Genomic DNA, 12218 nt, shown 5'->3' with positions numbered 1-12218 from the left:
GTAAAAAATGTACTTTTGGGCATAGTTCAACTTTTGAGTGTGGTAATTCAAAATTAAACTATGCAGGGGTTTTTATGCCCCTGTTTTTTTTATCCGTTTACCGGACAACAGTGAGTCGTAAATGCCCAATGTTCAAAAACATGGTGTGCATACCAGGCACTTGCGGGGATATTCCATTCCCAGCCATTGCCGCCAAAAATACTCTGACTTGTACGCGCTGTCCATCCCCTGGTGTTTTGCCCAAATGCCTTACGCGTTGCAATCCTGCAGGCTTCCTCCGCTGCAACAATAAAATCAATCAGAGGGAGATGACATTCAGATAAATTCGTGGATTCGGCCGACCAGTAGTTCATTTGGATGTTGATATTGTTATGATAATCACCGGCCCAGGGTGGTGTGTTGCTATTATTCCACAAGCCCTGTAAATTGGCCGGTAAACCACCCGGACGGGAAGAACTTATTAACAGGTACCGGCCATATTGAAACATGGCTTCCTCCAAACCAGGGTCATTGCCTCCTGATGCATATTTTTTCAACCGAATATCGGTGGGGAGCGCCAGCAACTCAGGGCCTGTTTTGCCAATCACAATTGTGGCAGCCCCAGTTAAACGGGTTATATCCTTTATATGCCGGTCCAGCAATTTTTGATAGCCAAACTGAGATGCTGTCTTCTGTTCCTGTTGAATTAATGGCATAGGGTCGGTACCGCGCCAATCCGATCGATAGTCAGGCTTATAATTCGTTCGCGCATCCAGGTAAATAAGTAGCGAACTACAGTTTTTAAATATTAAAGTGTTGCCTTCATGCGTTACAACACCACCCTGGTGTTCAACTCTTAAACTTGCCGCATACTTCAAATGGTTCGGCATCTCGCCTGCGAAACTTAGTTCACCGTTATTTGCGATACTGGCTGCTCCCTGGGCCGAAGCCAGGGCAATACTTCCAGACAGCGCTGCTTTTTTACTGGCAGTATATTTAAAAACCATCATCTGATCGGGTTTACTCGCAAACGCCTCCCGCTCAAAACGTACACCGCTTATACTAAAAGAAGTGGTATGAACACCCGTAGAGATATTCAACATTCGCTGGTATGCTGCGGCAATATCGGCATGATCAAAGTTGATAACAACTTCGCCGAAGTTGCGGTAAGAACCGAACCCGTGGTCGCCGGTTTCATAGTCACCATCCCAATTATTGTCGCCACCCCAAAGGCTTTGTTCGTTAAATTGAATATGCTCAGTTTTGATACCGCCAAACAACATTGCGCCCATTCTACCATTTCCAATAGGCAACGCCTCTGCGTCCCATTTTTTTGCAGGTTGTTTATACCACAACTTACCAGGTTTACCATCCGTGGCATACGCTGCAGTTGTTGCCAGCAAAACACACATGATGAGTATTGATTTTACGTTTATCATATCTTAGGGTTCAATAAGCTTATTTAGGATCGACTTTGCGATCCCGTCTGTGTTGATCACCGGCGATTCGGCCAATTCATCTATTTCAAAAGTATGATACCCTGACTATAATTGATAAGCTATTTTTGCATATCATTAATCATTTTTAGCGGTTAAATAAGTCTTCGCTATCCCTGCTCCGTCCCCGCCGGTTTGTATTCAGAGCAGAACCGAAGGATTGGTCGAAAACATCATTCCCACCTTAAAATAAAAAATCCTTATAATAAATTGAGGGTCAATTTACTACAAGGATTTAATCGTGCTTTATGGATGAAGAATTTATTTATCCATGGCGCGTTTCAATGTAGTATGAGTCGACCTGGTACCCACCCGCAGGCTTATTGAGTCGCCATCGGCATAGTATCTGCCTATGTTTTTAATCTTCATGGTATTGATGTTAGCAGTGAACCATAAGCTGTCGCCTTTCACCACGCCATCAGAAATATCGAAGCTGCCTATCGATGAGGTTACTTTACCTGAGAGCGCCGTACCATCGGTTTTAAAAGTATAACTTATCGGAAATTCATTGCCATCCGGCCCTTTCAGCATAGCAGACCATTTGCCATCAATGCCGCCAAAATATCCGAATGCCGCGCCAAAGGTAAGGATCAAAGCTACCGTTGTCAGTATCTTTCTTTTCATAGTATGAGAGGTTAAATAATTTATTAAATGTAAACATTAATTTGAAAAAGCCGTCGATGTCTGTTGTAGCCCGGAGCTCATCCTGTGGTAGATATGATGTGCATGATTGCCTTCGGTTGATAACGTTAGGTTCACGCTTTGCCCGCAGATTAACGGCGGCCCCTGAAAGTAAAAAGCCCCTTAGTAAAACTAAGAGGCTTTATCAGTGCGCCCACCTGGGCTCGAACCTATCTTTTTAATTAGCTTATTATCAGCAACTTATGTAGAAAGTCAAACTTCAGGTGCTTAGTTAGGTGCCCACTTTATTGACTGTTCAAATATACGATTTTTGCTTTAAAGAGTGTTGTAATATGTTTGCGGGGATTAAAATTTGGTGAAAAACTTTGCACCTCAAAATATTCAAATTTTTAGGTTGAAGACATATTTGGCATCAAAATAAACTTTACGCTTTATTAGGAGTTTAATTTATTCAAAGCTTTACAGCTTGTCCACTAATTTTAAATCCTTTAATTTGCCTGTCGATACTTGAAGGACGCGATGAAATCAATAAAAAAAATTAAAGAACTCGTCTTAAAGGGCTACATCTCTCCGATATGAGGATTCTGATCGTAGAAGATGAAGAACGTATCGCCAGCCTGGTCAAACAGGGTCTGGAAGAACAGGGACATAGCGTTATGATCGCTTATGACGGCCTAAGCGGCAAAAAACTGGCGCTTCAGCATCAATATGACCTGTTGATCTCTGATATTATCTTACCTCAATTGACCGGTCTTGAACTTTGCCGTGAAATAAGGATGGCCAAACCGAATATGCCCATTATTTTACTAACAGCATTGGGTACTACGGATGATAAGGTGGAGGGATTCGATGCCGGCGCGGATGATTATTTAGTTAAACCATTTGATTTCAGGGAATTATTAGTGCGCATCCGGGCGGTGATGAACCGCAAAATTGGCATCCATGTTTTACAGCCCAGTATTTTAAAATACGCCGACCTTGAGTTAAACAATCAAACAAAAACCGTAAGCCGTTCAGGTAAAACAATCAATCTTACGCCTAAGGAACTGAAACTGCTGGAGTATATGATGCAGAACAGCGAAAGGGTTTTATCAAGGGTCGAAATAGCTGAAAAGGTGTGGGATACCCATTTTGATACAGGCACTAATTTTATTGATGTGTATATTAATTACCTTAGGAAAAAGATTGATAAAGACTTTACCGATAAACTCATCCATACCAAACAGGGTCTTGGATTTATTTTTGTAACAGAAAAATGACGATCCGAAACCGGCTTACGTTTCTTTTTACAGAAATCATAGCAGCATTATTACTTGCTTTTGCTTTGGTTGTTTATTTCTCTTTTTCCGAAAGCAGAGAGGAAGAATATTATAATTCCTTAAGCCACACAGCCATTACCAAAGCTAATCTGTTATTGGACGCCAAAGTGCAGCCCGGAGTTCTGCAACTGATCTACAAACATTCACCCAATGCCCAATTTCAGGAAGAAGTGGCTATTTACGATACTTCTTTTCACTTATTATATCATGATGCTGTTGAAATTGACAAGGTGAAAGAAACGCGTCAAATGATCGATGAGATCGTGGCCAAAAAGCGGATCACCTTTTATCAAGGGGAAATGCAGGTCGTTGGCATTTTTTATCATCATAACGGCAAAGACTATGTAATCACCTCCGCTGCGAATGACCAGAATGGCTATGCGAAATTGCGTAACTTAAAAATAACCCTGCTCATCGCATTCTTCGTGTCGATCATTTTCATTTATATCGCGGGTCATATTTTTTCGAGCAAGGCGCTGAAACCAGTTTCAGACATGGTTGACAAGGTAGAAGAAATCACTGCTACAAACCTCGACCTCCGGATCAAAGAGGGTAATGGTAAAGACGAGATCGCAGAACTGGCGGTGACATTTAACGCCATGCTCGACAGGCTGGAGAAATCATTTGACGCCCAAAAAGAATTCGTATCCAATATTTCCCATGAATTGCGAACACCGTTAACAGCAATGCTCACCGAGCTACAGGTTACGGCAGAAAAAGATAGAAGCAATGAATACTACCGGGACGCGATATACCATGCGATCAGTGATGCGCAAAAACTGGTAAGGTTATCCAATAGCCTGCTTGACCTGGCTAAAGCCAATTACGACCATACCGAAATCGGTTTTAAAGAATTACGGCTGGATGAACTTATCCTTGACGCGCGTAACGATGCCTTGCATGATCAGCCGGGATGCAGGATCAATATTATTTTTGAAAAGGAAATTGAAGATGATGATTTTATTTCGGTGATGGGTAACGAGTATTTGTTGAAAGTCGCCTTTATTAACCTTATGGAAAACGGGTGTAAGTTTTCGGCTGATAAAGAAGCGGCAGTTGCCATCACCTATTTCAAAGAAAAAACCATTTTACGGTTCCAGGATCATGGTATCGGAATGGATGTCGAAGAAATGCCCCATATATTTACCGCTTTTTACCGGGGCTCCAATCAGCAATTTGCGGGCGGTAACGGGATCGGGTTATCACTCACCAAAAAAATTATCGAACTTCACAAAGGCACGATCACCGTTTCTTCCCAAAGAAACGAAGGCACTACTTTCACCGTAGAGCTTCCCCACGTTTAGTGTTTCTAATGGTTTTCTAATACTTTTATAAGACTTCTCTAACGGCCAGTTTATCGGAGGCGATTTACCTTTGCATCGCATTTCACAAAGAAAATTATCATACAAAACAAAATGGATACTGGTCCGAGTACAAATTATCAAGTAGTTATATCCCGCTAACCCAGGACGCTTATTTACGCAGTCCGGATAAACCGGGGCAAATTTATCGTCATGCGTAAAAAAGAAAAAACCCACACCACTTTAATTCCTTCCAATACCTCTTATACTTTAGTTGCCGGGCGCAAGCAGAAACCTGTAAAGGTATTTGCCTGTGCGCCATCCGCCGTATTGAGCTTCAACTTCTCTGCTGTTTTACCAATGGATTGCTAATGAAAAGAAACCAAGTTAATCACCGTGACCATGATTTGTAATATCGCTTTAATTTTTATTGCTGCCGGGGTCGCGGCTGACAACCTGGTGATTGCTTTTGTAAGCGGCAACGGAATGGCCATTTTTCGGGAATCCCGAATGGAAGACCCGAAACAAACGGTGCGCCCTCCCCGCTGGCTACTGCTATTCTTTTTACTTTTTATCATCCAGAACATGGTATTTTTCTATGGCAAGTGGTTCGGTTTGTATACTACACATATACTATCCGGGCAGGAACAACTGATAGCGATCGGCTTATTGTTTTCAATGAGCATTAAGATGGCCCAGGAACTGAAAAGGAAAAACGGAACGGTTAAGCAGGTTTTATTTGATACCCAGGACTTCCTGGAGATCGGTTTAGGTACTGCTGTCTATGTATTTGCTTTTGGCTGCGCTTTGAACTGGCTCCAGCTTGACCGTCTGATATTCATCCTCTCGCTGCTCGTTTTTACCGGTATTTTTTTGCTTGGAGGCGCATTATTGGGGAAATATCATTTTGAAAAAACATTTAAATACCTCAACACGGTGTCCGTATTCCTGGTGATGATCGGAAGCGTACTCCTAATTATTGAACTACTTAAGCATAATATCCAATGACTTTAACAGAAACTACAAGGAAATTAAAAACTCCCGGAAGCGGCGCGGTATCAGGATTTGACGAAGCCGCGGTTACCCTACTTCGCCAGGTGTCAAAAGAAGATCACACCTCCTTTTATACCACGATGGAAAGTAGTGAACAGGGATTAAGTAAGGCTGAAGTAACCAATAAAAAAGGAAAATTCGGCTTAAACGAAATACAGCACGAAAAGGCCCCCGCCTGGTATGTGCAATTATTTCAGGCTTTTTTGAACCCATTTATTGCTGTGCTGATCATCCTGGCTGGTGTATCATTTGTGATGGATGTATTGATGGCGGCACCGGGTGAAGGCGACTATAAAACTGTTATTGTGGTCAGTGTAATGGTCATGTTAAGCTCATTGCTCCGGTTTTGGCAGGAGTATACCAGCAACCGTGCTGCAGAAGAATTAAAAAGCATGGTGAAAACTACCGCGGCCGTTTTGCGCCAGGGCAAAGGTAAATTCGAGATCAATATTATAGACCTGGTTCCCGGTGATATAGTCTTTTTAAGCGCGGGCGATATGATACCCGCAGATTGCCGGATCATCCAATCAAAAGATCTATTTATAAGCCAGGCGATGCTGACCGGAGAATCCCTGCCTGTTGAAAAGAGGGAGTTAGCTATTCCCGACGCCGATAAAAAGTCACCGCTTGAACTGGAAAACATCTGCTTTATGGGAACTAACGTGGTGAGCGGTACGGCACATGCCATCGTGGTAACTACGGGTAACCTGACCTATTTCGGCACAATCGGCAAAGCGATCACAGGTAAACGTAATGAAACCAGTTTTGATAAAGGAGTGAATAAAGTAAGCTGGCTGCTCATTCGGTTTATGCTGGTAATGGTGCCGCTGGTTTTTCTGATCAACGGATTGACTAAGCACAACTGGTTTGAAGCCCTGATGTTCGCCATTTCTATAGCAGTTGGCCTTACCCCTGAAATGCTGCCGATGATCGTTACTGCCAACCTGGCTAAGGGAGCTAAAAGCATGAGCAAGCGCAAGGTGATCGTTAAACGTCTTAACGCCATCCAGAATATCGGGGCGATGGATATATTGTGTACAGACAAAACCGGGACGCTGACGATGGACAAGATCGTACTCGAAAGGCATTTAAATGTTTTTGGAGATGAGGATGATGAAGTAATGAAATGGGCCTACCTGAATAGCTTCCACCAAACAGGGTTAAAAAATCTATTGGATGTTGCGGTTTTGGAACATGCGGAAATACATAGCTGCGTCAACGCGGATGAATCGTTTACCAAGATCGATGAGATACCCTTTGATTTCCTAAGGCGGAGAATGAGTGTGATCCTCGAAGAAAAGAACGGCAAGCACTTATTGATCTGCAAGGGCGCTGTGGAAGAAATGCTTGACCTGTGTTCTCATGCCTTTGATCCGGGTGAAGACAAGCAGCTGCATATCGAGAACGACAAGATCGTGCCGATGGATGATGCCATGCGTAAGATCATCTTAAATACATCACGCAAACTGAACGAAGAAGGATTACGTGTGCTGTTGGTAGCCATCAAGGAATATGACGAACGACCTTTGACCTATTCGGTTGCGGATGAAACCGGTATGGTATTGACAGGTTTTGTAGGCTTTTTGGACCCGGCCAAACCGTCTGCTAAACCTGCTATTGAGGGTTTACAGAAATTAGGGGTAAGCATCAAAGTATTAACAGGCGATAACGAAGTTGTCACCAAAAAGATCTGCCGTGATGTGGGTATCCCGGTGTTGCATGTTTTAACAGGCAAAGAGTTGGAACAAATGAGTGATCAGGAACTGACCTTAAAACTGGATGAGACCAGTATCCTGGCTAAGCTAAGCCCGATACAAAAAGCGCGGATCATTAAGCTGCTCCAGGCTAAGGGCCATACCGTCGGGTTTATGGGTGATGGCATCAATGATGCCGCTGCCCTGCGCGATGCCGATGTGGGTATTTCTGTCGATACAGCGGTGGATATCGCCAAAGAGAGTGCGGACATTATTTTGCTGGAAAAAGATCTCATGGTATTGCGCAAAGGGGTGATCTATGGCAGAAGAACTTTTGGAAACATCATCAAATACATCAAGATGACCGCCAGCAGCAACTTCGGTAATATGTTCAGCATGTTAGGTGCCAGTGCTTTACTGCCATTTTTACCTATGCTGCCAATACAGATTTTGGTTAATAACTTATTGTATGATATATCCCAAACCTCGATTCCCTGGGACAGCATGGATGCCGATTTCATTGACCAGCCCCAAAAATGGGATGCCCGTGGTATCAGTAAGTTTATGCTGTTCATAGGCCCCATCAGTTCCATATTCGACTATGCAACTTTTGCGGTGATGTGGTTTGTTTTCAAAGCCAATAGCCCCGCCCATCAAAGTTTGTTTCAAACCGGGTGGTTCGTGGAAAGCTTGTTGTCCCAAACCTTAATTGTACACATGATTCGCACTCGTAAAATACCATTTATCCAAAGCTGGGCGACTGCGCCGGTAGTGGCTTTGACGTCGGTAATTATGGCAATAGCGATATTTATTCCGTTCTCGCCATTTGCCACAGCTTTTAAAATGGAAGCACTGCCTTTGACCTTTTTCCCCTGGCTGATTGGCATCTTATTCACTTACTGCCTGTTAACCCAAGTGGTAAAAACATGGTTCATCAAAAAATTCAGTCAATGGCTTTAAGCAAGAAAAATAAACAATGGGTACTGGCCATTATCGCGATGGCCATACTCGTCTTCCTGGTCGATTACCTGGTGAATTATCTCCATCACTAATTTTTCGCTCAATTCAATATTTACGTTTTCAAAATAGTAGTTTGACGACATACAATACGCACTTGAAAGTTTCACTTAATCCATCTGCAGCATGAAAATTATACCACGCATAATTATCGGACTCGTAGTCATTACAATTTTCGCAAATTTATTTTTGTTGCTTAATAAGGAGTTAGTTATACATTATTTCATTTGGGTAAATGTGTTAACGGGCTTTTCCTTAGTCAGTATTGTGTTGCTAAGTCTTTATAGCAGGAAAAAATTAAAACAACAGCAATCCAACTACGTTCATAAAATATTCCACAAAAATTAATTATTGACTAATTTAAATTATTGATTATTACAAAACGATGGAAGAAGAACAACTGCCGAAAAGGCCAAAAAAAAACATTCTTAAATTTCTGAGCCTTTTAGGACCTGGCTTAACCACCGGCGCAGCGGATGATGACCCATCGGGTATAGCGACTTATTCTCAAACAGGTGCGCAGTTCGGGTACGGCCAGTTATGGACAGCGCTTTTCATGCTGCCCTTTATGACTGCTGTGCAGGAAGCTTGTGCACGGATCGGTTTGGTCACCGGAAAAGGCATATCAGCGGTAGTTAAGCAACATTACAGCAAAACTGTATTATACAGCGTAGTTTCCCTGGTCGTTGTAGCGAACACGATCAATATCGGGGCGGATATCGGTGCAATGGCAGCAGCTGCTCAATTACTCGTACCCGTTCCATTTGTTTTACTGACTTTAGCGTTTACCATTATTATCTTGTTGTTAGAGATCTTTACCAACTACCGGACCTATTCCAAAATATTGAAATGGCTTGCTATTACCTTGCTTGCCTATCCGATCACGCTGTTCATTGTGCACCAGCCATGGGCCACGGTTTTAAAAGCAACCGTAGTTCCGCATTTTGAATTTACTTTCGCCTTTCTGTTTATTATCACAGGTGTACTTGGAACGACCATCTCCCCCTATATGTTCTTTTGGGAGGCCTCACAGGAAGTTGAAGAGCAAAAGGCCGAAGGGCGGATATTCAGAGGCAAGCCTCAGATTAGCTGGCCGCATATCCGAAGAATGCGAATCGATAATACCTTTGGGATGGTTTTTTCTGAGTTCGCTACCTGGAGTATTATTGTTGTTGGAGCAACGGTGCTTCATAACAGTGGTATCAAGGATGTGAAAACCGCTGCCGACGCGGCAAAAGCATTAGAACCCCTGGTGCATAGCTTTCCCCATTCTGGTTTTTTTGCAAAACTGATCTTCTCTGTTGGGATTATAGGTTTGGGATTGCTGGCTGTTCCGGTGCTTTCAGGTTCAGCAGCTTATGCAGTATGTGATACCTTTAAATGGAAGTCAAGTTTGAACCTGAAATGGAAAAGAGCGCCAGCTTTTTATTCGGTGATCTGTATAGCGACCACGATCGGACTGCTTATCAATTTTATCGGTATTGATCCGGTTAAAGCACTGGTATATGCGGCTGTATTAAATGGTGTTGCGGCGGTTCCCCTTTTATTTCTTATTGTAAGAATCGCCAGCAGCGAGAGGATCATGGGACAATATAAGAATGGTTGGCTTTCAAGCGTGTTATTATGGATCACCTTCATAGCAATGGGCGCTGCGGCTTTAGCCATGTTTTATACCATTTTAAAATAGACCACATCGAACCAAGGTATTGCGTCATAATCGCAGGCACTAAACCCACCAATAATAACTTTGCGAAGAGAATAAACTAAAATAAAATGCCTAAATTTAAACAAACTGGAAATTCCGGAGCCATTGACCACCTCGTTCCGAAATAGCAAACAGTTAATTCCGTGACACTTTGATCATATCAATTCATTGATTATTAATAGTGATTTTCTAAAGTAATTACACAAATCGGTGATCTACATCCCACAGAATCGCTTGGTCAAGCTTTCCGGAATGTCCACTTAATACTCCTTATTCTATGATTCGGGTGATACTAAAAGAAATGGCGCAGACCAAACCTATCTGCCATAGAGGTACAGGTATACCTGAAAACGAAATAAGTAAGCCCGCACCATTTGGCATGAGCGTCATACTTATCCTTCGTTTTCATTTCAAATTACCAGTTTTCTATGAAGAGTTATGCGTAACGCAATATCGTAATTAATAAATTTCATTATTTCTATCCCTGGGACAGTAATAATATTGTATAAAAATATATAAATAGGTTGGTTTAATTTATACTTAATTAAATAGGTACATGTTAACCCCTAAATTTCACCTGCTAAATCTGAATACCTCTTAATGTTTTAAAAGCAACCCCTGTTTTCGCTAATGATCATCAAATAATAGGAAAACAGGGGGCATTTTTCCGGGCGGGCGTAGCCCGCCGCCGGGCAATTTTCAAAATAAGGGAGATTGCTCCCAATGTCATTAAGTTAAGAATACACAGCTATTTCCAGCTTGTTAATAATTGGGTTGACTTCTCGTCATGCCTATCTTTCTTTGGTGAAGATTTAATAATTGATATATTTACCATACAACACCAATCTAAACTTCAGATGAACACTAAATTAATAATGACTTCAACTGCTATCTTGCTAGCCGCTATAGGTATAAGCTTAACCTTTGCACCGGATAATATTATCGTATTATTAGGAATAAGCAATTCTATAGTTATAAGGCTTATCTTACAGTTGTTAGGTGCTACATACTTTGCGTTTGCAATGCTGAATTGGACGGCTAAAGGCGCTATAATAGGTGGCATTTATAACCGACCGATTGCGTTTGCAAACTTAATTCACTTTTTAATAGGTGGTATTACATTGACGAAGGCCGTATTAAGTAACCATCAATCACCTTTGATTTTTTCAATTATGGCCGTTTTTTATATCATTACGGCCTGTATTTTCGGGCTAATGATTTCACGCCATCCGGATACGAAAGCTGCTTAATTTAACAGTATTGAAACGCCCTCAGTCTTATTAAATAAAGGATTTACATGTATGAATGCAAACTTAGAAATCATTTTAGATTTAAAGATCTTTATTACGCTATCGGCTATGCAATCCGACTTGAAAGAACTGTTCACCGTTTCAAAAAACGATTTTTCAAGAAGCCGCAAACGGGGGTTTACATAATCCTATCTAATTTTTATTAATGCCCTGAAAATGTTAATTCACAGACAATGAAGAATTTTGATTACTTGATTGGCAAGGTAAATAAAATTGTCCGTCAATATTGATATACCGCTGATATTGACCACCTAATTCCGGCGGAATCTCAATAATCGAATTGTATAAAAGATTTTAGCAGTTTTTTGAAAGCGATTTACCCGATCACCAAGTACTTCAAGTATGTTGAAAAATGGTCATAAGGAAGGAGAAATCGTATTTTAAGTGAAGGCTATTTTTAAGTGAAAATAACTAACTTGATCTATTATTGTTTTAATCATAAAAAAATAATAGATTAAGGCAAACCTTTTATAAACCGCCCAACACATCATCGCTCAATAAACCAAAAGCTAATTCCCAAAAAGTTTATGTAAACACGAACGATCGTAATTTCATTCGGAAGATTGTAAAAAGACAAAGCTATGGTTTAATAACTTCGTCTTTTTTAGAACTAAACGGAAACTGGTTCCCGTTCCTTAGCAGCTTGTTTAGATTTATCCGGACTTTTTCCCGGTTTGAGTATCACCTTAGTCCAACCATTAT

At 41.5% G+C, this 12218-nt stretch carries 10 protein-coding genes; 7 read left to right on the top strand and 3 right to left on the bottom strand.

Annotated features, from left to right (window positions below):
• Nucleotides 1-89 precede the first annotated feature (89 nt).
• A complete protein-coding gene (locus tag NAF19_RS30295) occupies nt 90-1418 on the bottom strand; it encodes a glycoside hydrolase family 95 protein (RefSeq protein WP_252794196.1) in 1329 nt (442 codons plus the stop codon).
• A 318-nt stretch (nt 1419-1736) separates the two neighbouring features.
• Nucleotides 1737-2099 carry a hypothetical protein gene (locus tag NAF19_RS30290; protein WP_252794194.1) on the bottom strand — a complete coding sequence of 121 codons (363 nt, stop codon included), beginning with the start codon at nt 2097-2099 and terminating at the stop codon, nt 1737-1739.
• A 593-nt stretch (nt 2100-2692) separates the two neighbouring features.
• Here NAF19_RS30290 and NAF19_RS30285 point away from each other — a divergent pair.
• The 5 genes from NAF19_RS30285 (at nt 2693) to mgtA (ending at nt 8444) form a co-directional block, all read left to right on the top strand.
• Entirely contained in the window at nt 2693-3376 is a 684-nt protein-coding gene (locus NAF19_RS30285) for a response regulator transcription factor (protein WP_252794191.1), read from the top strand.
• Entirely contained in the window at nt 3373-4740 is a 1368-nt protein-coding gene (locus tag NAF19_RS30280) for a HAMP domain-containing sensor histidine kinase (protein ID WP_252794189.1), read from the top strand. The genes NAF19_RS30285 and NAF19_RS30280 overlap by 4 nt, the downstream gene beginning before the upstream one ends.
• Before the next feature lie 210 nt (nt 4741-4950).
• Nucleotides 4951-5109, top strand: a complete 159-nt coding sequence (locus NAF19_RS30275; RefSeq protein WP_252794187.1) for a hypothetical protein — start codon at nt 4951-4953, stop codon at nt 5107-5109.
• Nucleotides 5110-5139: 30 nt separating this feature from the next.
• A complete protein-coding gene (locus tag NAF19_RS30270; RefSeq protein WP_252794186.1) occupies nt 5140-5745 on the top strand; it encodes a manganese efflux pump in 606 nt (201 codons plus the stop codon).
• Nucleotides 5742-8444: a magnesium-translocating P-type ATPase gene (gene mgtA / locus NAF19_RS30265; RefSeq protein WP_252794184.1), complete on the top strand. Its 2703-nt coding sequence runs from the start codon at nt 5742-5744 to the stop codon at nt 8442-8444. The genes NAF19_RS30270 and mgtA overlap by 4 nt, the downstream gene beginning before the upstream one ends.
• Here mgtA and NAF19_RS30260 read toward each other — a convergent pair.
• On the bottom strand, nt 8441-8587 hold the full coding sequence (locus NAF19_RS30260; protein ID WP_252794183.1) for a hypothetical protein: 147 nt from the start codon (nt 8585-8587) through the stop codon (nt 8441-8443). The genes mgtA and NAF19_RS30260 overlap by 4 nt on opposite strands.
• 299 nt (nt 8588-8886) lie before the next feature.
• Here NAF19_RS30260 and NAF19_RS30255 point away from each other — a divergent pair, with 299 nt between their 5' ends.
• Together NAF19_RS30255 and NAF19_RS30250 are read left to right on the top strand one after the other, a co-directional pair.
• Entirely contained in the window at nt 8887-10188 is a 1302-nt protein-coding gene (locus NAF19_RS30255; RefSeq protein WP_252794181.1) for an Nramp family divalent metal transporter, read from the top strand.
• Nucleotides 10189-11063: 875 nt separating this feature from the next.
• Entirely contained in the window at nt 11064-11456 is a 393-nt protein-coding gene (locus tag NAF19_RS30250; RefSeq protein ID WP_252794180.1) for a hypothetical protein, read from the top strand.
• Nucleotides 11457-12218: the final 762 nt, after the last annotated feature.

The organism is Mucilaginibacter flavidus, assembly GCF_024055575.1.
GTDB lineage: Bacteria > Bacteroidota > Bacteroidia > Sphingobacteriales > Sphingobacteriaceae > Mucilaginibacter > Mucilaginibacter flavidus.
Note: the sequence above shows the minus strand (reverse complement) of the source record. Positions and strands in the feature narration are given on the sequence as shown.